Source organism: Saccharibacillus sp. WB 17 (genome assembly GCF_008634075.2).
Lineage (GTDB): Bacteria > Bacillota > Bacilli > Paenibacillales > Paenibacillaceae > Saccharibacillus > Saccharibacillus brassicae.
Genome location: NZ_VPFK02000002.1, coordinates 1 through 22,434 on the forward strand (window position 1 = coordinate 1; position 22,434 = coordinate 22,434).

Consider the following 22,434-nt stretch of genomic DNA (forward strand, 5'->3'; position numbering starts at 1 on the left):
AGAGACCCCATAGGGCCTGGATTCGGATAAAGCGGATGGTCTTGAAGTTGACTTGTCAAGAAAGCACCATGTGCTCGTTAAAACGTGGCGGGAATTTACATTCCCTATATTCACTCTAAACCGTCTTACGCTCCAAGATTCAGATCCGAAGATCAAAACCTTTCGCTAAGCGCGGTTCCTCGAATCACTTGGCCCGGCTGGGTTCCGTGATTCTCGTTACTCACTGTTCAGTTTTCAAAGAACAAACTCGTTAATCNGGTGTTACTCGGTCTTACTCGTGTGCCCCGCTCGCTTGTTTCGCTCGCAGCAGCAACTCTTATATATTAGCATGTCCGTTTTCGTTTTGCAAGTCTTTTTTTGAAATCTTTTTCCGGCTTCTTGCGAAGCGTTCGTCCGATCTCATTATGTACCTGCTCACTTTCGCGAACCGCACCGGCGCTCTCTCAAGGCGGTTCCTAGACTATAACATCCTCCCAAAAGCAAAACAACCCCCTTTTATCAAAAAAAACGCCGCCCGGATCGCCCTTTTTTCCGCCGCAAATTTCCTTACCACTAATAGACGCAAATCGGCTATCTCAAAAAAGTCTGGAATTCCACGCAAAAAAAAGCGGCCGTCGTCGATGGACGAACAGCCGCTTTATACAGGTTCCGTACTTTTCCCCTTTTGAACGTTTTCTCTCTGTTTTTTGTCTGTAAGTTTGGATTACTCGCCGCCGAGGAAGACGTAGCGCGCCAGGACGAGAACGGCCAACACCCACATCAACCAATGGATCTTCACTTTGCGAGCGGTGAACAAGCTGCTCAATCCGCCGAGAATGACGTAAGCGAGAATACCGATCGAGATGCCGTTGGCAATCCCGTTCGTGAAAGGCATGAAGATGATCGTCAGGAAAGCCGGGATTGCCTGCAGCATATCTTCCCAATCGATGCTGCGCACCTGGGCGATCATCAGCACGCCGACCATGATGAGCGCCGGAGCCGTTGCCGCCGAAGGCACGATCAGGGCGAGCGGAGCGATGAACATCGCCAGCAGGAACAGTACGCCTGTCGTAACCGAAGTCAGGCCCGTGCGTCCGCCTTCCGCGATGCCCGCCGTGCTCTCCACGTAGGAAGTGATGGTGCTCGTACCGAGAACCGCGCCGGTGCTGACACCGACCGCGTCGACCAGCATCGCTTTGCCGATCTTCTTCTCGCCTTCTTCCTTGTTCTTCATCAGGCCGGCGCGTTCCGCCGTACCGACGAGCGTGCCGAACGTATCAAACAGCTCGACGAAGGTGAAGACGAACACGATCTCGAACAACCCGAGCTGCAGCGCGCCCATAATGTCCAACTGGCCGACGGCCAGATCGCCGAACGAAGGAATCCAGGTGCCTGTGGACAGACCGCTCAGATCCGTCACGCCCATCGGAATGCCGATCAGCGTAATGAGCACGATGCCGATCAGCAGCGCCCCGCGAATGCGCATGACCATCAGGGCTCCGATAATGAAGATCCCGATCAGCGACAGCAGCGTGTCTTTTTGGTGCATGAAATCGCCGAGCGCCAACTGGAAGTTCGAGCCGAGGATCGTCACCGGAGCCTGAAGCTGCGCTACGTCCGTGATGCCCGTTACCGTGGCCGAAGCGGAGATGATGTTGCCCAGCTTCATCCCGATGATGGTGACGAACAAGCCGATACCGACCGTGATCGCCGCCTTGATCGAGGACGGCACCGCCACAATGAGCATTTGGCGCACCTTGGTCACGGTCAGGATGATGAAGATGAGACCGGAGATGAAGACCGCGCCGAGAGCCGCCTGCCACGTGATCGCTCCGTTGGAGCTGAGCACGACGGTCATGAAGTACGCGTTAAGCCCCATGCCCGGAGCCAGCGCCACCGGAATGTTCGCGAACAATCCCATCAGGATCGTCACGAGGCCCGCGCCTACCGCCGTTGCGAAGAATACGCCCGAAGCCGGGATGCCCGCGCCGTCGGGACCGAGGAACGAGAGGTTCACGACCAGGATGTAGGCCATCGTGATGAAAGTCGTCAGACCGGCGATGATTTCCGTTCTGAATGTGGTGCCGTGTTCTTTGAGTTTAAAGAACTTTTCCATGATACCAATTTTCCTCCTCGGGAATGTAAATGGGGGAACGACAAAAGAGTACCGGATACGACGCTGCCGCCTCCGGTACTCTTGGAACCGGGAGAACGCGCGGCTCGGCGGCGAGACGTGAACGTCTGAGCCGCAAAGGCGCTTCCTCCCGTTTCGTAGAGCGATCATTTACGGTGATCACGTAGAGACTCCCGGGCCCATTCCCGGAATTATACGAACGCTGTTGCTGTTGTCGATTACCTTATCCGCCGACGCCAAAGCATACGTTCCGGCTGGTCGGCTTCACAGGTTACATTCTAGGACAGGTCAATAAGCTTGTCAACCAAAAAACGAATGATTTTCGCAATATATTATTTCAATGTTCGTCAATTCCCATACACGTCCGCAAAAAGAAAAAAACGCCCCGCTTCTTCCCGCGCAAGCACACCCGGAGAAGGACTGCACCGCAGTCAGAAGCAAAACGTCGAATTTGAAAACCGGCTCTTTTATGAAAACGTTCGCTTTTTAGGACGTTTCCGGCAGCGGTGGAAGTTCGTCCCGCAGCTTCTTCGTCAGTCCGCCGCGCACCAATTCGTAGGAGTGACGGATCATTCCGCGCAGAAATTCGGGCTCCAGTCCTCCCTGTTCAAGCAGCACGCTGTTCCAGTGGGACTTGTTGGAGTAGTAGCCGGGCACGATCTGCGCATAGCGTTCGCGATACTCTTCGGCCAGCCGGAGATCGCATTTGAGCGTCAGAATCTGCCGGCCTTCGTTATCCGTTCCGCGCATCGCGAAGTATTTGCCGCCGATCCGATACAGCAGACTGCCCCATTCTTCTTTCAAAAAAGCTTCCGTCCCCGGCAGTTCCAGACACGTCTCGCGAATCCATTCGTCCGTCACTTCCACTTCGCTTCCTCCTTCAAAAAAGATTCCTTCATCCCTGCCGCGACTGCCGCGCGTTGTTCCTGTCGTCTTCGAGTATCCTCCACTCGTTACGCTTGCCTTCGACGTAACCGGTCTGCGCAAGCATACGGCTGACGGCTTCTCTCTGCGCGGCCCGAAGCATCGATACGCGAATCCGCGGCGGCCGGCATGCCGCGAGCAGCTTGGCGAAATCTCCGGCTTCCAGCGTCTTCACATCCAGCAAGGCCAGTTGGTCCAGGCCCGGCGCCGTCGATGCCCAGTCCAGACTCTCAAGCGCCACTTCGTAACATTCGATCGCGCTCAGGTGCGGCAGTTCCGACAGATCCGGCAGCGCCGCAAGCTTCGGCTGATTGCGCAGCTTCAGTTCCCGCAGCCGCGGCAGCGCGGCCAGCACGTCCAGGCGGTTCAAGCCGCGCACGCTCGTGAGCGACAGCCGTTCCAGCCGCTCCGCCGCGCGCAGGCCGTCCAGTTCTTCGGCGCCGCCGAAGCCGAGCGAGAGCTCCGCAAGCCCCGGATTGCCGCCGAGGAACGACAGGTCGCCAAGCGGCACGCCGTATACCGTTAGCTCGCGCAGCTTGCCGAGCCTATGCACCACGTCCAGATGTTTGCGCTGCCCGGCAAGGGACAGCCGCTCCAATCCCGCAAAGCGGCTCAGCACGGACAGATCGGGCTTTTTCGAGCGCGTCTTGCCGAGGGCAAGGCGTTCCAGCCCGCTTCGCACTTCGCCCAGCACGTCGAACGAGTCCAGCTCGAACACGTCGAGCGTGAGTTCGCGCAGCTTGGACAGCCCGCCGAGCGCGCCCAGGTTCTCTACCCGCGAGCAGCAGTCGACCGACAGCTTTTCCACGTCGGGCAGGCGCTTCAGCACGGACAAATCCGCCGGCCGAAGATGGAATCCGTATAGGCGCAGTTCCACATCGGGCCGCGCCGCGAACAGCCCATTGAGCGCGTCCAACATCTCCGCGTCCGGCACTTCCTGCTCGCTGTACTGCAGAATGCGCAGCGACGGTTCCTCCGCCAGCGCAGCGATATCGGCCGGCGTCCAATTAATGTTCCCCTGCAGGCGGCCGCCGAGACCGATCTCTTCCATTAGGACGAAGAATCCGCGGCGCGCTCGTGCTTGCGGATCTCGAATCGGTGGAACGACGTCTCGAAGCCGCCTTCCGTGCCCGGGCTTGCCGAATACAGGCCGACTTTCAACGCTGCTCCTTCCGGGCAGTCCAGATGGGCGATACGCAGCTGTTCCCATTCCCCGTCCGCTTCGCGCGCGTGGATCAGAAAATCTTCGCCTTCGCGCGTCACCTTGAACTGCAGCCGGCGTTCGAACAGGTCGGCGTCCGCGTTGCGCGTCGACCAGTCGGAGTAGCCGCCGCGCGTCACGACGGCACCCAGATGCGAAGGCGCGCCCGGAATATATTCCACCGACGTCTTGAGCCAGTTGTCGCGGTCGACTTCCACGAACAGACCGGATTGGTCGAACGTATAACGGGGGGCCATCGTCAGCTCGGTGACGGCGACGAAATCTCCTACGATCTCGTCGTACAGCACATGTCCGTTATAACGTTCGAAGCCGTAATGCGTTTTGAGCCAAAAATCGGTATCGGCGCGGGTATGCAGCTTGAGCACTCCCTCCGACGTCTCGAGGCGTTCCGGTTCGGTCATCGTTTTCAAACGGTCGATCTGGGCAGGTATGTATTCCATGTTGTTCTCCTCCTTTATTCAGATACGGATTTCTCCCTCATTTTAACGTAATGCACGGCCCGATGACAGCTCTTTCCATCTTTCCGCAAACGTTACACTTATTTTCCGTTGAAGTTTTTGGCAAAGCCGGACTATAATAACGCTTATTAAACCAATGAAATTAGTATGAATTAGAAAAGAGCTGCCGGAGAGGAGCGCGAACATGACTTTGAAGGAGATTGCGGAGCTTGCCGGAGTATCGACGTCGACCGTATCGCGCATCATCAATTCTTCCGATGACAGCTTCGCGCGCAAATCGGTTCGGGATCGGGTCTGGAAAATCATTCACGAAACCGGGTACGTGCCCAACCAGTCGGCGCGGGAGCTCAAACAGGGCCGACGCGAAGAGGCGGTCGCCCGATGTACGACGCTCGCCTGCATCCTCGGACGGACCCGGGACCTGGAAGACAATCCGTTTTTCGCGCAGACCGCCCGGGCGATCGAACAGCAGGCGCTGGAAAAAGGCTGTACCGTGTCGGCTTACCATTCCGTGTTCGATCTTCAGCAGGCGCCACAAGGCTTCAGCCCGAACATTCCCCGGGCGGACGGCGCCATCGTGCTCGGACGACTGGGGATGCCGACGCGTTCTCTCCTCGAACGGCATTATCGCAATCTCGTCTACGTCGGACGCAACGTGATCGACTCGCAATGGGACCAGGTCGTGTGCGACGGCTACGAAGCGGCCCGGACGGCGCTGCTGCACCTGATCGGGCTCGGGCACAAGCGCATCGCGTACATCGGCGACACCGAGGACGAGATTCGCTACCGCGCCTACACGGACACGCTTCTGGCGCACGGCCTCGAAGCCGATCCGGCGCTGACCGCCTCCGTCTCGCAGGACGGGCCGGGCGGATACGCGGGCGCGGACCTGCTGCTCCGCGCCGCAAGCCCGCTGCCGACCGCCGCGTTCTGCGCCACAGATATTACGGCGATCGCGGCGATCAAGCGGTTTGCCGAAGCCGGCATCCGGATTCCCGCGCAGCTCTCCGTAATCGGCATCGACGATATCGAAGTGGCCCAGTACGTCTCTCCCGTCCTGACGACGGTCAGCATTCCGAAGGTCGAGATGGGGCGGATGGCGGTTCGCACACTGCTCGACCGGATCAACCGGGAACATCGGCTGCCCATGCAAATCTTTCTTCCGCATAAGCTGCTGATTCGCGAAAGCACGGCTCCGCCGGAATCGACCGGCACGCACGCATCGACCATTTTGTTAAGGGGGAAACGATCATGAGAAAGCCATACCCGCACGGACTGCACGCGATGAAGAAAAAGGCTTTGCTGGGCTTGACGCTGCTGGTAGCGGTGTCCCCGCTCACAGCCTGCGGCTCGAACGGAGCGGCGACGGGTGCGGCGGCCGGCGCCGCGGCGGGTTCGGACCGACCGGCCTCGGTCGAGATCACAAACGTCTCCTACGACCCGACCCGCGAACTGTACGAAGCTTATAACAAGCTGTTCCAGAATCACTGGAAAGAAACGGAAGGCCAAGACGTCAGCGTCGTCCAGTCGCACGGCGGTTCCGGCAAGCAGGCGCGTTCGGTGCTGGAAGGCAACGAAGCCGACGTCGTGACGCTCGCGCTGGAACAGGACGTGGCCGAGCTGGAAAAAGGCGGGTTGATCGAGCCGGGCTGGGTCGACGAATTCGACAAACAAAGTTCGCCCTACACGTCCACCATCGTCTTCCTTGTCCGCAAAGGCAATCCGAAAGGGATCAAAGACTGGAACGATATCGTCAAAAGCGGCGTCGAGGTGATCACCCCGAACCCGAAAACGTCCGGCGGCGCGCGCTGGAACTTCCTGGCCGCCTGGGCTTATGCGCAGGCACAGGGCGGCGGCGACGAAGCGAAATCGACCGCATTCGTCAAAAGCCTCTACGACAACGTGACGGTGCTCGATACGGGCGCCCGCGGCGCCACGACGACGTTCGTCGAGAACAAGCAGGGCGACGTGCTGCTCGCCTGGGAGAACGAAGCGTTCCTGTCGATCAAGGAACATCCGGACGACTACGAGATCGTCACGCCGAGCATCAGCATCCTCGCGCAGCCTTCGGTTGCCGTCGTCGACGAGGTCGCGAAAAAGCGCGGCACCGAAGCGGTCGCGACCGAATATTTGCGGTATCTGTACTCCGACGAAGCGCAGAAGCTCGCCGGCGACAACTATTACCGCCCGTCGAATCCCGAGATCCTGTCGACATTCAAAGACATATTCGACCTCGATCTGAAGCTCGTGAACATCGACGACGAGTTCGGCGGCTGGCAGGCGGCGACCGAGAAGTTTTTCGCGGACGGCGCGATTTTCGACCAAATTTATCAAAAATAACGGCGCGGATGTCCGATGATCGGGCATCCTGTCGCTTGGCTCCCCGAGCGCGGGACGGTCAAGCGGTCGCGCCGCGGCCAAAGGGGCTACCGTCATGGGAAGTGTGAAGCTGTTCCGCCAAAAAAACAGGGTCATCCCCGGCTTCGGGCTGTCGATGGGCATCACGATCTCCATGCTCGGGCTGATCGTCATGATTCCGCTGCTCTCCATCTTCGTCGTCTTGTCGGGCGTCGGCCCCGCGGAACTGTGGCAGTCGATCCGCGATCCCCAGGCCGTCGCCGCCTATAAGGTGAGCCTGCTCTGCGCGCTGTCGGCCGCGCTGATCAACGCCGTGTTCGGCACGATCCTGGCGTGGATCCTCGTCCGCTACCGCTTTCCGGGCAGGCGGATTCTGGACGGCCTGATCGAGCTGCCGTTCGCCCTGCCGACCGCGGTGGCGGGCATCGCGCTGACGACGCTGTACGCGGACAGCGGCTGGATCGGCAGCCTGCTGCTGCCGCTGGGCATCAAGGTCGCGTATACGCCGATCGGCATTACGATCGCGCTGATCTTTATCGGCATCCCGTTCGTCGTGCGCTCGATCCAGCCGGTGCTGGAGAAGCTGGACGCTTCGTACGAAGAAGCGGCGGCGATCCTCGGCGCGAGCCCGGTTCGCATTTTCCGCAAAGTCGTGTTCCCGGAGATCCGCCCCGCGCTGCTGACCGGCTTCGGGCTTGCGTTCGCGCGGGGACTCGGCGAGTACGGCAGCGTCATCTTTATCGCCGGCAACATTCCGTACGAGACGCAGATCCTGCCGCTGATCGTTATGAGCAAGCTGGAACAGTTCAATTACGGGGCGGCCGCTTCGATCGCGCTCGTTATGATCGTCTTCTCTTTTCTGATCCTGTTCGCGATCAATCTCGTGCAGTCGAGGCTCGATTACGCGGCGAAAGGAGCGGAGTGACCGATGGAAAATTTGCTCACCGATCCCCGTCCCGACCGCGAAGCGCGGCCCAAGTCCGATCCGGTTCCGACGCGTCCGCCCGGCCGTGCGGCACGCTTGACCTTGATCACGCTCGGCGTGCTGTTCATTCTGGTCATGCTGATCCTGCCGCTCGTTACCGTATGCGTATATGCGCTCAAGCAGGGCTGGGACGTGTTCGCCAACGCCGTCACCGATCCGTACGCGATCAAGGCGCTTCAGCTCACGCTGCTGACTACCGTCGTCGCCGTGATCTGCAACACGATTTTCGGCGTCTTCGCTTCGTGGGCGATCAGCAAGTTCCATTTTCGCGGCAAGCAGTTCCTGACTACGCTGATCGATATTCCGTTCGCCATCTCGCCGGTCATCGCGGGCCTCGTGTTCATTCTCGTGTTCGGAAGGATCGGCTGGGCCTACGATTTCCTGCAGGCGCATGATCTCAAAGTCGTGTTCGCCGTGCCGGGCATCATTCTGGCGACGATTTTCGTCACGTTCCCGTTCGTCGCGCGCCAACTCATCCCGCTCATGCAGGCGCAGGGCACCGACGAAGAAGAAGCCGCGGCCCTGATGGGCGCCAAAGGCTGGACGATCTACCGCAAAGTGACGCTGCCGCATATCAAGTGGGCCCTGCTGTACGGGGTCATTCTCTGCACGGCGCGGGCGCTCGGGGAATTCGGCGCGGTGTCCGTCGTATCGGGGCATCTGCGCGGCAAGACGAACACGCTGCCGCTGCATATCGAGATTCTGTTCAACGAGTTCCAACTGACCGCGGCGTTTGCCGTCTCGGCCATTCTGGTCGTCGCGGCGGTGCTGATCCTGATTTTGCGCAATATCGTCGAATTCAAAGGCCGTAAGGAGGAACGCGACCATGTACGTTGAACTACGTGACGTAGACAAAAACTACCGGGGATTCAAAGCGCTGGACGGCGTCTCGTTCACGGTGGAAAAAGGACGGCTCGTCGGGCTGCTCGGCCCGTCCGGCAGCGGCAAAACGACCCTGCTGCGGACGCTTGCGGGACTGGTGCATCCGGATGCGGGAGACATTTTCATCGACGGCAGCCGGGTGAACGACGTGCCGGCCAGCCGGCGCGGCATCGGCTTCGTGTTCCAGAACTACGCGCTGTTTCGCTATATGACCGTGTTCGACAATATCGCGTTTGGCCTGACGGTCGAGAAGAAGGACAAACCGTTTATCCGGGAGCGGGTCAACGAGCTGATCGACCTGGTCGGACTGCACGGCCTGGAAAAGCGCTATCCGCACCAGCTGTCCGGCGGGCAGCGCCAGCGCGTGGCGTTCGCCCGGGCGCTCGCGCCCAATCCGCATCTGCTGCTGCTCGACGAACCGTTCGCGGCGATCGACGCCAAGATTCGCAAAGAGCTGCGCATCTGGCTGCGGGAGACGATCAACTCGCTTGGCATCACGAGCATGTTCGTGACCCACGACCAGGATGAAGCGGTCGAAGTGGCCGACGAGATCATCATCGTAAACAAAGGACGCATCGAGCAAAAAGGCACGCCGGCGCATATCTACAAACAGCCTGCTACGCCGTTTGCCGCCCGGTTCATCGGGGAATCGCTTGTGCTCGACCACTACGAGGCGCTGCACGGCTTCGAGCAGTACGCCGGCTACGACAAAGCGGTCATCCGGCCCGAACTGATCCGCATTACCAAGCACGGCAAACAGCAGCAGCTGCACGCGGCCGAAGACGGCATCGTCGAAGAAGTCTTTTTCCGGGGCAGCCTGATCGAAGTGCACGTCAACGTCAAAGGCATGCGGCTGGTCGGCTATCTCTCGCCCGAAGAAGACGAGCTGTCGCCCGGCGAACGGGTCAGCGTGCTCGTGTACCGGCTGTACGTGTACGACGAAGACCGGGTGCAGCTGGTGGAGAACCGGGCGCTCCAAAATGCCGACACCGTGTTTATTTAACGAGAAAAAGGACAGCCGCGCAAACGCGCAGCTGTCCTTTTTTGAAATCATTGTTCCGCCTGCTCCGCTTTTCTCACCAGCATAAAGTAAGCCAGAATCGCGGCAAGACTCGTGCCCATCAAAGTGAAACCGAGCGGAACGGCCGTGTCCTCGCCCGCAATGCCGACGATCGGCGCGACCAGCCCTCCGAGTACGAACGGAACAAGGCCGAGTAATGCCGCCGCGCTGCCCGCATTTTTGGACTGGCTCTCCATGGCGAGCGGGAAAGCGGCCGTGGACGTAATGCTGATCGAACATACGAAGAAAAACAAAGGAATAACCAAAGCAAACAGCGGTCCTTCCACAAGCGTCACCCCTGCCACGACGATACTGGACAGGAACGCCATCCATAAGCCGACTACGATCAGCTTCTGCTCCGGAACCCGGTGCGAGATCCGCCCGACGATTTGGGAACCGATCATCAAGCTGATTCCGTTGGAAGCAAACAATACGGAGAACATCGTCGGAGACACCCCGTAAATATTTTGATAGACGAACGGTGTGGCTGCCACGTAGGCGAACACCCCTCCCGTCAGGATGCCCTGCGCCAACATGTAGCCCACGAACTTCCGATCGCGCAGCATTACGCCGTAATTAAGCAGCTGGGATTTGAAATTCGGCGAGACGCGCCGTTCGGGCGGATGACTTTCCTTGAGACGAAACTGCGTCATCACGTACAGGAAAACGCCCAGAATCGACAAGGACACGAAGACGCCCGGCCATGTCGTAAAGTTGAGCACTCCGCTTCCGGCAATCGGAGCGACCAACGGTCCGAGGTTGCCTACAAGCAGCAGCAGAGAGAAAAATTTGGTCAGTTCATGACCGCTGTACAGATCGCGGGCAATCGCGCGCGATATGACGATTCCGGCGGAAGCCGCGAACCCTTGGGCAAACCGCAGCACGATCAACATGCCGATATTCGGAGAATACGCGCAGGCCAACGATATGATGACGTACGCGATAATGCCGATCAACAAAGGCCGGCGTCTGCCGTAAGCATCGCTCAAAGGCCCGACGACCAACTGTCCAATGCCGAGTCCGAGCAAACAAGCGGTCAAGCTGAATTGTACCAAGGAAGCGGTCGTACCAAAGTCTTTTGCGATTTCGGGAAACGCGGGCAAATACATGTCGATCGTAAACGGTCCCAACGTCGAAAATACACCCAGCAATAAAGCGAGCCCGATCACGCTCCATCGACTGCTGCTGTTCTTATTCATCATGTTCCGATTCTCCGTCCTTCTTCTTCCAGTCTGATTCCAGATTATACAGTACGCCGGTTACTAAGTGAACCTTATTTATTTTAAATTTCATGCTTTATTTTTTTCGAAAAAAATCCCCGCCAAGTAGGCCCTTGGCGGGGATTGCAAACCGAAACGTTATCCGTTCCCGTACTTCGTATGCCGGTTAACGCCTATTCCCACTCGATCGTGGAAGGCGGTTTGGACGTCACGTCGTACACGATGCGGTTGACGTTGTCCACTTCGTTGACGATGCGGACCGAAATTTTCTCCAGAATGTCCCACGGAATGCGCGCCCAGTCGGCGGTCATTCCGTCGATCGAAGTGACCGCGCGGATGCCGACGGTGTACGAATACGTGCGCGCGTCGCCCATGACGCCGACGCTCTTCATGTTCGGCAGCGCCGTGAAATACTGCCAGATCTCGCTTTCGAGACCCGCTTTGGCGATCTCTTCGCGCAGGATCAGGTCCGAATCGCGTACGATCGTCAGCTTCTCTTCCGTCACTTCGCCCAACACGCGGATCGCGAGACCCGGGCCCGGGAAAGGCTGGCGCCAGACGATCGCATGCGGCATGCCGAGCTCTTCGCCGACTTTGCGCACTTCGTCCTTGAACAGCGTGTTCAGCGGTTCGATCAGGCTGAACTTCATGTCCGCCGGCAGGCCGCCGACGTTATGGTGCGACTTGATCGTCTGCGCCGTCGCTGTTCCGCTCTCCACGATGTCCGTGTACAGCGTACCCTGCGCCAGGAAGTCGAAATCGCCGAGCTTGGCCGATTCTTCGTCGAAGCAGTAGATGAATTCGTTGCCGATAATTTTACGCTTCTGCTCTGGGTCTTCGACGCCTGCGAGCTTGCTCAGGAAACGTTCCTGCGCGTCGATCTTGACCACGTGGATATCGAACTTGCCGACGAACGTCTCCATGACGCTTTCCGCTTCGCCTTTGCGCAGCAGGCCGTGGTCGATAAACATGCACGTCAGCTGATCGCCGATCGCGCGGTGGATCAGCATCGCCACGACGGACGAATCGACGCCGCCGCTCAGCGCGCACAGCACTTTGCGGTCGCCGACTTTGTTGCGGATATCCTGAATCGCGTCTTCGATAAACGATTCCATCGTCCACTCGCCGCTGCATTTGCACACTTCGTACAGGAAGTTCTTGATCATCTCGTTGCCGTAGACGGAGTGGCGCACTTCCGGGTGGAACTGCACCGCGTGCAGGTTGCGCTCCTTGTGGCTCATCGCCGCGATCGGCGCCGATTCGGTGCCGGCTTCCAGCACGAAGCCTTCCGGCAGCGTCACGACATGGTCGCCGTGGCTCATCCAGACGGTCTGCTTGGCATCGAGGCCCTGGGTCAGGACGCTGTTATGCAAAAACTCGACGTCGGCTTTGCCGTATTCGCGCTTGCCCGCGCGTTCGACTTTGCCGCCGAGCTGCTGCGCCATGAGCTGCATGCCGTAGCAGATGCCGAAGATCGGCAGGCCGAGCTCGTAAATGGCCGGATCGACGTGAGGCGCTCCTTCTTCGTATACGCTGAGCGGCCCTCCGGAGAAGACGATCCCCGCCGGATTCAGTTCACGCAGGCGTTCAACCGGGGTATTGTACGGCATTAGCTCGCTGAATACGCCCAAATCACGAATTCTTCTGGCAATCAGTTGGTTATATTGTCCCCCAAAGTCCAATACGACAATGAGTTCGTTCGGTTTATTCATGTCACGCCTCCCTTAATTACTGTCGCTAATTATACCGATGCCCCTGAAATACCGCAAGAAAAAAAGGGCATCGCCCGGGCCGAATGTCCAACTTGGGAAGACAGGCGAAGCGAAGATGGATTTTCCGGGCCCATCTGGCGTAAAATCAAGGGAAACATCCGCCGCATTCATTGTCCAAAGGAGCCCGAAGACATATGGAAATATTCAAAATGGTCCAGCAGCTGTTCGAACATTACGGATACCTGGTCATGTTCCTGGGGTTGTTCCTGGAATTTATCGCCCTCCCGTTTCCCGGCGAAACGACGATGGCCTATGCCGGGTACTTGTCGTATACGGGAGCGCTGCGGTTCGACCTGCTGCTGCTCGTCGCTTTTCTCGGCACCACGATCGGCATGAGCATCACGTACGTAATCGGCAAAAAAGCCGGGCTGCCTGCCCTGCTGCGCTTCGGCGGCTGGTTTTTCAAAGAAAGCAAGCTGGTCAAAACGCAAAAGTTTTTCTCGAAATACGGTCCGGCGCTTATCTTTTTCGGTTATTTCATTCCCGGCGTGCGCCACTTTACGGGCTACTTTGCCGGCATCATGAATATTCCGTTCAAAAAGTTCGCCCTGTACGCTTACACCGGCGCGCTGTTCTGGACGCTGCTGTTTCTCGGCCTCGGCAAAATCTTCGGGCCGCAGTGGTCGGTCGCGTTCAAGCTGGCCGAACAGTATGTCGTCTGGATCGCGGCCGTCGCCGCCCTGCTGCTCGGCGTCTTCCTGATCTTCAAATACCGGGCGCTGGCCGCTTCGATCGCAGCCGCGCTGCCCCGGTACCTGTCGGGCAAGAAGCGGTCCGCCCGCTCCAAGCCCTCGCGGCCGCAGCCGGCTTCCGACGAGATCGCGCTTCTTCGCCGGCGCCTCAAGCGCGCCCATATCGTCAAGCTTGCGCCGGGACGCTTCCCGTCGAAGATCGTGCTGAAATCGCGCGTCAAGCCGTGAAGCCGGAACGCACCAAAAACCCCCCGGGCCCGCAGGCCCGGGGGGTTGTGTCATGCTGTGTCGGCGGCGCATAGAATCCGTGTTCGCCGCAGGCAGGCTGAGCTTAGATACCGGCTCGTGCCGTTCTGGGATCGGATTCCGGCGGTTCGGCCGAAGCGGATTCCGGCTCCGGCACTTCGATGCCCCGGATCTCCAAATCTTCGCGCAGATCCATGTAAAGACGCTTGGCTTGTTCGCAGGCTGCCGTGATGTCGTTATCTTTGACGGTTTTGTAGATCCCCCGAAGTTTTGCATTGTACGAATTGTGGTCCACTCTTACCCAAGACGGAATGATTTGCATAATCCACTTTCCTCTCCCCTGAAAATCATCAAGTACCCACCGCAGAACCGACCGACGGCCGGAACTGCCCAAGACACCCGTATCCGAAAGCACGAGACCCCTTGCCCCGCGATTCGGAATACGCCGGAAACTTGTTCGGTTCCCTGTTTGCGAACGGCTTTCCGCTTTTTGTATAAAATCGGTTCCCCCACCGTTCGACGCCTGTATGAATTCCCCCCTGTTCTGCGCCAAATCCCATTAGTCAATGAGACTTCATTTTCATTACCTCACATAAATCTAAACGTTTTCTCGTTTTTTCTCAAACAATTTTTGTCGTTTTTCACCAAATAGCCTTGAAACAAGGCGAATATCGTTAAACGGGTCAAATCTCGTCGATCGACCGCAGCACTTCGTCCACATGTCCTTCGACTTTGACTTTGCGCCACTCCCGAACGAGGCGTCCTTCTTCGTCGATCAGGAACGTCGAACGCACGATGCCTTCGTATTCTTTGCCGAAGTTTTTCTTGAGCTGCCACACGCCGAAGCGCTCGCTGACCGCGTGATCCGTATCTGCCAGCAGCGGGAAAGGCAGGTCGTATTTGGCGCCGAACTTCTCGTGCGATTGGACGTCGTCGGCGCTGATGCCGATCACGGCCGCATTTTTCGTCGCGAAAAAGCTCTCCGAATCGCGGAAATCGCAAGCCTGCTGCGTGCAGCCGGGCGTCATGTCTTTCGGGTAAAAGTAAATCACGAGTTTCTTGCCTTTGTAATCGCCGAGCTTGATTTCTTCGCCTCCGACGGCGGGCAGGCTGAACTCCGGTACCGGTTGTCCGACTTCTAACATAACTGAATCGCTCCTTTGGCGTTTGAAATTTGGGTTCGCAATCGTGCCGAGCTTCGCTCATTCCCATTTTAACAGCAAACTCCCTGCGCAAGAAAGGAACCGGAGTCCCCCCTCCGGCCGCTCCGATCGAGAAAATGTGGGCGGCCCGGACAAGCTAACGAATCCTGAGCACGCTATTCCCCCTGTTTTCCCGGTTTCCCCATTCTAACGAATCGTCAGCCCCTTATTCGTCCCGATTGGCCGTTTTGAAGCCTTTTCGGCCCTCATAGCGTGACGACGATTCGTTAATGTTCCAAAAAAGCCGAATACGAATCATTAGCGATACATCGATTCGTTACGCGCCAAAGAATCCCGACCCTCCTTTCGGAGAGCCGGGATTCCCGGAAGCCGCCGGAAGCCACCTCCCGGCCGCTCCCCGATCTGATTTTGACCTGCCCTTCGACGTCCAAGGCGCGTTCTCGCCCTCCGACGTCCCGTGCCCTTCGACGTCCAGGGCGCATTCTCGCCCTCCGACGTCCCTCTGCCCTTCGACGTCCAGGGCGCATTCTCGCCCGCCGACGTCCCTCTGCACTTGGACGTCCAGGGCGCGTTCTCGCCCTCCGACGTCGCAGCTCTTACACTTTCACGCTCTTATGCTTTCTGCCCTTAGGCTTGTACGATCTTTTCCCTTCCCCCTCCACCGCCAGGCAGGACGCAGCGGAGGGGGAAGGGGAGCCTGAAGAAGCGGAGCGTTCGCCTTTGAGGTTTGATTTCACCCCTATAAAATACAATCGAAGAAATCAAACCGAAACAGCGATCGTAAGGCCCCCTTCCCCCGGAGCGCCCCCTCCTGCCGAGCGCCTCCCGTCTACGATCCTGCCCCGCGATACTTCTTCACGCCGAGATTCCAGCTCGTCAGCCCGATCGTCAGGAAGATCGCCGCCATGACCGGCGTCAGCCACGCCATATGCGTCATCTCCGTCCGGCCGAGGAACAGCGAAGCCGGATAGATCCCGACGAACGCGAACGGCAAAATCCAGGTCAATAAGAACTGGATCGCGCGGTTATAGATCGTGACCGGATAGCGGCCGTAGTTCTGGATATTGTACAGCAGCGGAATAATGCCGGTCGGCGAGTCGGAATAGAACGACAGCGACGTCAGCGTGATATAGATGCCGGTGTAGATAAGCGTCGCGCTGAGCGCGAACAGCAGCAGCACCGGAATATGCCACCAGAGCAGTTCCAGACCGAGCTGTCCGCCGCTGATGACCATGATGACCAGGCCGATCACCGAACCGATCAGGCCCGGCGGGTCGATATTTTCCAGGAAAATCTGAAACAGGTTGTAGGCGGGACGGGTCAGGATACGGTCCATCTCGCCTTTGACGATGTAGCGGTCGCTGAAATTCCACAGGTTGACGAAGCAGCTGAACAGCCCGAACGGCACCATGAAGAATCCGTACACGAATACGACTTCCGCTTCGCTCCAGCCGCCCAGCGTATCGGTATGGCCGAAGACGACGAAGATAAAGACCAGGTTGCTCGCCTGAAGCAGCAGGTCCGAGATGACCTCGACCCAGAAGTCCGCGCGGTACGTCAGCCTTGTTTTCATATAATTTTTGAGATACTCGATAACCAATCCGATATAGTACATGCGCTTAGCCCCCCTGTACGAACAGCCGCTTGCGCGCCGCCCGCCACATGAAAAAGATCGGGATCAGCAGAGCGAAGAACCAGATCAGCTGGATGCCGAATACTTCGAGAATGCCCGTCCCTTTCGTGCGTCCCGTGAAGACCGAACCCGGCAGGTACGTGATCGCCTGAAAAGGCAGCCATTGCATGGTCGCGCTGAGCCACCCGGGGAACAGGCTGATCGGAATGACGAGGCCGGAGAACAGGTCGACGACGACCCGTTTCATGCGCATGATGCCTTCGTTATTTTCCACAAAAAACGCCATCAGCCCGGTCAGGATGTTCAGCTGCGAGTTGATCAGGAAGCTGAAGAACAGCATGACCAGGAAGCCGATCCACGCCAGCGGGTCCGTCGGCAGTCTCACCGGGAACAGCAGCAGCGCCAGCAGCATGCCGGGAATCATGAACAGCGTGAAGCGGAACAATCCTTCGCCGAAGCCCTGCATCATTTTGACGAACAAATAATTGTAGGGACGAATAAACTGGATGGCGATGGAACCGTCCCGGATATCGGTCGCGATCTCGCGGTCCAGATTGTTGAAGTAGAACGCGCGCGCCATCCATGATACGGCGATATACGTCGTCATCTGCGAAGCGGTAAAACCGCCGATCTCGCCTTTGTCCCCGTAGATAGCCTGCCAAGTGAAGTAGTAGACGCCGATGTTCAGCATGTAGATCAGGATGCCGGAATAATAATTGACGCGGTACGCCAGCATCGTCAGAAAACGGATGCGGATAAAATCGGTATAGACGCTAAGCATGGGAGTTGTGCCCGCCTTCCGCGACCGGGGCCGCCGGCGCGGTCGCCGAACCGGTCCGGTAAATCTGGCGCACAATCTCGTCGGTCGTCGTCTCGGTGATCTTGATGTCCGTGATCGCGATGTCCGCATGGCCGACGACGCGGGCCAGCACGTCGGACACGCTCATCTCGCCCGGCACCAGCACTTCGGCGTGCAGATCGTTGTCCGCGGTCCAGCTCACGCCGAGTTCCGACGTCAATCCCTGCAGCCTCGGCAGCGGACACGGCGCTCCGAACTGGAACGTGACGCGCGTCCCCTGTCCCCAGCGGGACTTCAGCGTATCAAGCCCGCCGTCGTAGATGATGCGGCCTTCGTCGAGCATGATGACCCGCGAGCAGAGCGCTTCGATATCCTGCAGATCGTGCGTCGTCAGCAGGATGGTCGTGCCGTGCTGCCGGTTCATGTCTTTGAGGAATTCGCGAATCTCCGTCTTGACGATAATGTCGAGACCGATCGTCGGCTCGTCCAGGAAGACGATCGACGGGTTGTGCAGCAGCGCGGCCACCAGCTCGCAGCGCATGCGCTGGCCGAGGCTCAGCTTGCGCACGGGGCGGCTGAGCAGCTCGCCCAGATCGAGGCGCTGGACGAGTTCGTCCAGCCGCTTTTTGTAATCGTTCTCGCCCACGCCGTACACTTTGCGCAGCAGGCCGAACGATTCGATGACGCCGATGTCCCACCAGAGCTGGCTGCGCTGGCCGAACACGACGCCGATATTGCGGACGAACTTCTCGCGCTCCTCGTGCGGCACGTAGCCGCCGACGTTGAGCTTGCCGGAAGTCGGGACGAGAATGCCGGTCAGCATCTTGATCGTCGTCGACTTGCCCGCTCCGTTCTCGCCGATATATCCGCAGATCTCGCCGGCGGGAATAGAGAAGGAGATGTCGTTGACCGCCGCGACTTCGTTGTATTGACGGGAAAATAAATCCTGCAGCGCGCCTTTGAGGCCGCCGCGGTTCTTCTGGACTTTGAACGTTTTGTTCAAGTGCTCGACTTCGATGGCGTTCATAGATGTTCCTCTCTTCGCATCCGGCTCGGGCCGGAGTGCCTGTATGCGTTCTTGATTCGGGTCTTGATTCCGATCGGGATGACAACGGTCATTCGGGTTGCGGCGGGTCGCTGCGGACGGTTACGCCCCCGCCGTTCGCCGGACCGCGCGGTGAATTGCCTGCCGCTCCGAAAAAAATTATAATGGAGGGATGCCGCAATGGCAAACGCCGAATCGATCTCTCCTATTTTGCAACAAGGAAAGGAAGAAAGCGAATGACAAAAAAAAGCAGGCTGACAATCGTCTGGGTGCTCGCCCTGGTCTTGGCTTCCGCCGCGGGTTACTCGATTTATTATTTTTCCAATCTGTACAATCAAGTGTCCAATCTGCAAAAAGTCGGAGAGTCCTCCCCGTTTCGCAATCTGCCCGCGACCGAGAAGACAGCCGCGCAGGAACCGCCCAAATGGGAAGGCCGCGAACCGGTCAACGTTCTGCTCATGGGCGTCGACGGCCGCGACTCGCTCGCCGGCGATATTCCCCGTTCGGACACGATGCTGGTCGCTTCGCTTGATCCGGTCCGCAAAACGATCCATATGTTCTCCATCATGCGTGACACGTACACCGATATTCCCGGGTTCGGCAAGCAGCGTATCAACACCGCTATTACGCACGGACCGAATACGGCGATGGAAGCGGTCGGCGGCCTGCTCGGCATTCCGATCCAGTATTACGTCTATACGGACTTTCAGGGCTTTATCGCGCTGGTCGATTCCGTGGGCGGGGTAGACTTCAATGTTGAAAAAGATATGAAGTACCTCAGCGCGGCCGACGGACCGGAATACGATATCGATCTCAAGGCAGGCCAGCAGCACCTCGACGGCCGAACCGCGCTCCAGTACGTGCGCTTCCGGCATGACCGGCTGTCCGATTTCAGCCGTACCGGCAGGCAGCGCGAGTTCCTCAAAGCGGTCGCGGACAAGTTGAAGTCGAACACTTCGATCATGAAGCTGCCCGACATTCTGGAGCAGGTCAATCCGTACATCGACACCAACCTGAGCGTCGGCGACATGTGGAAGCTCGCAAGCGTCGCCTACGACAGCCAAATCGGCGGCAGCGAACAGATTCCGCCGAATCCGCTGCTGCGCGAAGAGACGATCAAAGGCGCGGCCGTCCTCACCGTCAGCAGCCAGGAGAAGCTGGAAAGCTTCGTTCAGGATACGCTGAACGCTCCGGGAGAGCCGGCCGTACCCGCTCCTTCGGGCCGGAAGAACGAAGCGCTCGGCGAAGGCAGCGGGGAACCGCAGTAAGTCGCCGGGCCGGCGGAAGCCGCCCAACGACGCAGCACTGCCCAAGCTGTAACCAAATCGTCCCTGTACGCGGGATGCAAAATTCGTTACGCTTAAAGGGCGCCTTGACCCAAGGCGTCCTTTGACTTGATCCGGCATCGCTTTGCGCATGCCGCAGCCCCTATATCGAAAGGATCGTGTACCATGAATCGTCCAAATTCCGAAAGACTTTACGCCGAAGCGCTCGAACATATCGTCGGAGGCGTCAACAGCCCTTCCCGCTCGTTCAAAGCGGTCGGCGGAGGCGCACCCGTATTCATGCAGCAGGGCCAGGGCTCCCGTTTCCGGGACGTCGACGGCAACGAATATATCGACTACCTGGCCGCTTACGGGCCGATCATTACGGGCCACGCCCACCCGCACATCACCGAAGCGATCGTGCGCGCCGCGCAGAACGGCATCCTCTACGGCACGCCGACCGAGCTTGAGATCAAGCTCGCCAAGATGCTCAAAGACGCTATCCCGTCCATGGACAAAGTCCGCTTCGTCAACTCCGGCACGGAAGCGGTCATGTCGACGATCCGGGTCGCCCGCGCGTACACGAACCGCTCGAAGATCATCAAATTTGCCGGCTGTTATCACGGCCATTCGGATCTCGTTCTCGTGGCGGCCGGTTCCGGCCCGTCCACGCTCGGCATTCCGGACAGCGCCGGCGTGCCGGCCAGCATCGCCCAGGAAGTCATTACTGTGCCGTTCAACGACCTGCCAAGCCTCGAAGAAGCGCTCAACCGTTGGGAAGGACAGATCGCGGCCGTCATGGTCGAGCCGATCGTCGGCAACTTCGGCATGGTCATGCCGGCTCCGGGCTTCCTCGAAGGACTGTGCAAGCTGACGCACGACCACGGCGCGCTCGTCATCTACGACGAAGTCATCACGGCGTTCCGCTTCCATTACGGCTCCGCGCAGACGTTCGCGGAACTGGACAATCACGACGCCATCATGCCGGATCTCACGGCGCTCGGCAAAATTCTCGGCGGCGGGCTGCCGATCGGCGCCTACGGCGGCCGCAAGCACGTCATGGACCAGGTCGCCCCGCTCGGTCCGGCTTACCAGGCCGGTACGATGGCCGGCAACCCGGCGTCCGTCTCGGCCGGCATCGCCTGCCTGGAAGTGCTGCAGGGCGAAGGCGTCTACGAAGAGATGAACCGCCTGGCGATCCGCCTGACGGACGGCATCGCCGAATCGGCCCGGCGCCACGGCGTGCCGCTGACGATCAACCGCATTCGCGGTTCGTTCTCCACGCATTTCTGCGACCATCCGGTCACCAACTACGACCAGGCGCAGAATACCGACGGCGAAGCGTTCGCCGCTTTCTTCCGCGGCATGCTGGACCGCGGCATCTGCCTCGCTCCGTCCAAGTACGAAGCGTGGTTCCTGACGACCGCGCATACGGACGCGGATATCGACGCCACGCTTGCCGCGGCGGACGAGACGTTCAAAAGCATGCGCTGAAGCGGCTTGCCCGCTTTTCGCGCCCGTTCCTGGGCAAGACCCTCGCAATCACCTTCGTCTCCGTGCAATCCGCGGACCCGAAGGTGATTTTGGCATAGGCCCATTCCCATAGATGGGTTATGATAGTAAGAAAAGCGCACGCGAGAGGAGATCCCATGGACGACGATAAAGAGCAGCGCCGCAAAAATCTCAAAGTGATCCAATTCGACAAAAACGCGGAGGATCTCGTCGAGATCGAGAAACCGCCCGTGACTTTCGCCGACGTCGGCGGATTGGAAGAGGTCAAGAAGAAGATCCGCATGAACTTCATTCTCCCGCTCCAGCAGCCCGAGCTGTTCGCGGCCTACGGCCGGGAAGCGGGCGGTTCCCTGCTGCTGTACGGACCTCCCGGCTGCGGCAAAACGTTTCTGGCCCGCGCGATCGCGGGCGAGATCGACGCGAGCTTTTTGCATCTGGAACTTCAGGCGATCCTGTCCATGTACATCGGGGGCAGCGAACACAATCTGCATGCCATTTTCGAAAAAGCACGCGCCGAAGCGCCCTGCGTCCTATTTATCGACGAGTTGGACGCGCTCGGCGGCAGCCGCCACGGCATGCGCCAGCATCACGACCGCATGCTCGTCAACCAGCTGCTGGTCGAATTGGACGGACTCGCAAGCTTCAACGAGAACGTCTTTATCGTCGGCGCGACCAATACGCCGTGGTATCTCGACTCCGCCCTGCGGCGCCCGGGACGCTTCAACAATCTGCTGTTCGTCACGCCGCCGGAAGAAGAGGAACGCGACATGATTCTCAAGCTCAAGCTGCACGGCAAGCCGGCCGACGGAATCAACGTGCGCAAGCTGGCCGAGAGCACGCCCCTGTTCTCCGGCGCGGATCTCGATCAGCTCGTGCGGGACGCAACCGAACTTGCGCTGGAGCGCGCGATGGAGACGGGCGAGATCCAACCGCTCGCGGAGACCGATTTCCGCCGCGTCCTGAAGACCCGGCAGGCGTCCACGCTCGACTGGTTCGCCACCGCGCGCAACTATGCCACGTTCAGCGACACGAACGGCGAATACGCGCAGGTGCTGGAATTTATCAAAAGGCACAAAATCCGCTAA

At 58.9% G+C, this 22,434-nt stretch carries 20 protein-coding genes and 1 riboswitch; of the genes, 9 read left to right on the forward strand and 11 right to left on the reverse strand.

The window, feature by feature from the left end; translation table 11 throughout:
* Positions 1-703: 703 nt before the first annotated feature.
* From FTE24_RS00010 to FTE24_RS00025, 4 genes are all read right to left on the reverse strand, one after another.
* A complete protein-coding gene (locus tag FTE24_RS00010) occupies positions 704-2,095 on the reverse strand; it encodes an NCS2 family permease (RefSeq protein WP_150234859.1) in 1,392 nt (463 codons plus the stop codon).
* A gap of 135 nt (positions 2,096-2,230) precedes the next feature.
* Positions 2,231-2,332: riboswitch (purine riboswitch) on the reverse strand.
* 267 nt (positions 2,333-2,599) lie between these two features.
* A complete protein-coding gene (locus FTE24_RS00015; RefSeq protein ID WP_150234857.1) occupies positions 2,600-2,980 on the reverse strand; it encodes an MmcQ/YjbR family DNA-binding protein in 381 nt (126 codons plus the stop codon).
* Between the two features lie 28 nt (positions 2,981-3,008).
* Positions 3,009-4,088 carry a leucine-rich repeat domain-containing protein gene (locus FTE24_RS00020; RefSeq protein WP_150234855.1) on the reverse strand — a complete coding sequence of 360 codons (1,080 nt, stop codon included), beginning with the start codon at positions 4,086-4,088 and terminating at the stop codon, positions 3,009-3,011.
* Positions 4,088-4,699 carry a DUF1349 domain-containing protein gene (locus tag FTE24_RS00025; RefSeq protein WP_150234853.1) on the reverse strand — a complete coding sequence of 204 codons (612 nt, stop codon included), beginning with the start codon at positions 4,697-4,699 and terminating at the stop codon, positions 4,088-4,090. Before FTE24_RS00025 ends, FTE24_RS00020 begins: the two co-directional genes overlap by 1 nt.
* Before the next feature lie 202 nt (positions 4,700-4,901).
* Between FTE24_RS00025 and FTE24_RS00030 the strand changes: the two genes are divergently transcribed.
* The 5 genes from FTE24_RS00030 to FTE24_RS00050 all read left to right on the forward strand — a co-directional run bounded on the left by FTE24_RS00030 (position 4,902) and on the right by FTE24_RS00050 (position 9,945).
* Positions 4,902-5,972 carry a LacI family DNA-binding transcriptional regulator gene (locus tag FTE24_RS00030; RefSeq protein ID WP_150234851.1) on the forward strand — a complete coding sequence of 357 codons (1,071 nt, stop codon included), beginning with the start codon at positions 4,902-4,904 and terminating at the stop codon, positions 5,970-5,972.
* Positions 5,969-7,057 (forward strand): sulfate ABC transporter substrate-binding protein, encoded by a 1,089-nt coding sequence (locus FTE24_RS00035; protein WP_237401563.1) that lies wholly within the window; start codon positions 5,969-5,971, stop codon positions 7,055-7,057. The genes FTE24_RS00030 and FTE24_RS00035 overlap by 4 nt, the downstream gene beginning before the upstream one ends.
* Before the next feature lie 94 nt (positions 7,058-7,151).
* The gene (gene cysT / locus FTE24_RS00040; RefSeq protein WP_141448424.1) at positions 7,152-8,000 is read left to right on the forward strand and encodes a sulfate ABC transporter permease subunit CysT; all 849 of its coding nucleotides are present in this window, start codon (positions 7,152-7,154) and stop codon (positions 7,998-8,000) included.
* Positions 8,001-8,003: 3 nt separating this feature from the next.
* The gene (gene cysW / locus FTE24_RS00045; RefSeq protein WP_141448423.1) at positions 8,004-8,897 is read left to right on the forward strand and encodes a sulfate ABC transporter permease subunit CysW; all 894 of its coding nucleotides are present in this window, start codon (positions 8,004-8,006) and stop codon (positions 8,895-8,897) included.
* On the forward strand, positions 8,887-9,945 hold the full coding sequence (locus tag FTE24_RS00050; RefSeq protein WP_150234849.1) for an ABC transporter ATP-binding protein: 1,059 nt from the start codon (positions 8,887-8,889) through the stop codon (positions 9,943-9,945). Before cysW ends, FTE24_RS00050 begins: the two co-directional genes overlap by 11 nt.
* Positions 9,946-9,992: 47 nt before the next feature.
* Here the strand turns inward: FTE24_RS00050 and FTE24_RS00055 are convergent, their stop codons facing one another.
* On the reverse strand, positions 9,993-11,201 hold the full coding sequence (locus FTE24_RS00055) for a multidrug effflux MFS transporter (protein ID WP_150234886.1): 1,209 nt from the start codon (positions 11,199-11,201) through the stop codon (positions 9,993-9,995).
* 194 nt (positions 11,202-11,395) lie between these two features.
* Complete coding sequence (gene guaA, locus FTE24_RS00060) at positions 11,396-12,934, reverse strand: glutamine-hydrolyzing GMP synthase (protein ID WP_141448421.1); 1,539 nt, start codon at positions 12,932-12,934, stop codon at positions 11,396-11,398.
* A gap of 194 nt (positions 12,935-13,128) precedes the next feature.
* Here guaA and FTE24_RS00065 point away from each other — a divergent pair, with 194 nt between their 5' ends.
* Entirely contained in the window at positions 13,129-13,914 is a 786-nt protein-coding gene (locus FTE24_RS00065; protein WP_150234847.1) for a DedA family protein, read from the forward strand.
* Between the two features lie 103 nt (positions 13,915-14,017).
* Here the strand turns inward: FTE24_RS00065 and FTE24_RS00070 are convergent, their stop codons facing one another.
* The 5 genes from FTE24_RS00070 to FTE24_RS00090 all read right to left on the reverse strand — a co-directional run bounded on the left by FTE24_RS00070 (position 14,018) and on the right by FTE24_RS00090 (position 18,554).
* Complete coding sequence (locus tag FTE24_RS00070; protein WP_150234845.1) at positions 14,018-14,254, reverse strand: hypothetical protein; 237 nt, start codon at positions 14,252-14,254, stop codon at positions 14,018-14,020.
* Between the two features lie 361 nt (positions 14,255-14,615).
* Complete coding sequence (gene bcp / locus FTE24_RS00075; protein WP_150234844.1) at positions 14,616-15,077, reverse strand: thioredoxin-dependent thiol peroxidase; 462 nt, start codon at positions 15,075-15,077, stop codon at positions 14,616-14,618.
* An 847-nt stretch (positions 15,078-15,924) separates the two neighbouring features.
* A complete protein-coding gene (locus tag FTE24_RS00080; protein WP_150234842.1) occupies positions 15,925-16,710 on the reverse strand; it encodes an ABC transporter permease in 786 nt (261 codons plus the stop codon).
* 4 nt (positions 16,711-16,714) lie between these two features.
* Positions 16,715-17,509, reverse strand: a complete 795-nt coding sequence (locus tag FTE24_RS00085; protein ID WP_141448416.1) for an ABC transporter permease — start codon at positions 17,507-17,509, stop codon at positions 16,715-16,717.
* Positions 17,502-18,554: an ABC transporter ATP-binding protein gene (locus FTE24_RS00090; RefSeq protein WP_150234840.1), complete on the reverse strand. Its 1,053-nt coding sequence runs from the start codon at positions 18,552-18,554 to the stop codon at positions 17,502-17,504. The genes FTE24_RS00085 and FTE24_RS00090 overlap by 8 nt, the downstream gene beginning before the upstream one ends.
* A gap of 254 nt (positions 18,555-18,808) precedes the next feature.
* Here FTE24_RS00090 and FTE24_RS00095 point away from each other — a divergent pair, with 254 nt between their 5' ends.
* From FTE24_RS00095 to FTE24_RS00105, 3 genes are all read left to right on the forward strand, one after another.
* Positions 18,809-19,840, forward strand: coding sequence for an LCP family protein (locus FTE24_RS00095; protein WP_150234838.1), 1,032 nt, complete (start codon positions 18,809-18,811; stop codon positions 19,838-19,840).
* A 183-nt stretch (positions 19,841-20,023) separates the two neighbouring features.
* The gene (locus FTE24_RS00100; RefSeq protein WP_150234836.1) at positions 20,024-21,331 is read left to right on the forward strand and encodes a glutamate-1-semialdehyde 2,1-aminomutase; all 1,308 of its coding nucleotides are present in this window, start codon (positions 20,024-20,026) and stop codon (positions 21,329-21,331) included.
* A 155-nt stretch (positions 21,332-21,486) separates the two neighbouring features.
* Entirely contained in the window at positions 21,487-22,434 is a 948-nt protein-coding gene (locus FTE24_RS00105; RefSeq protein WP_150234834.1) for an ATP-binding protein, read from the forward strand.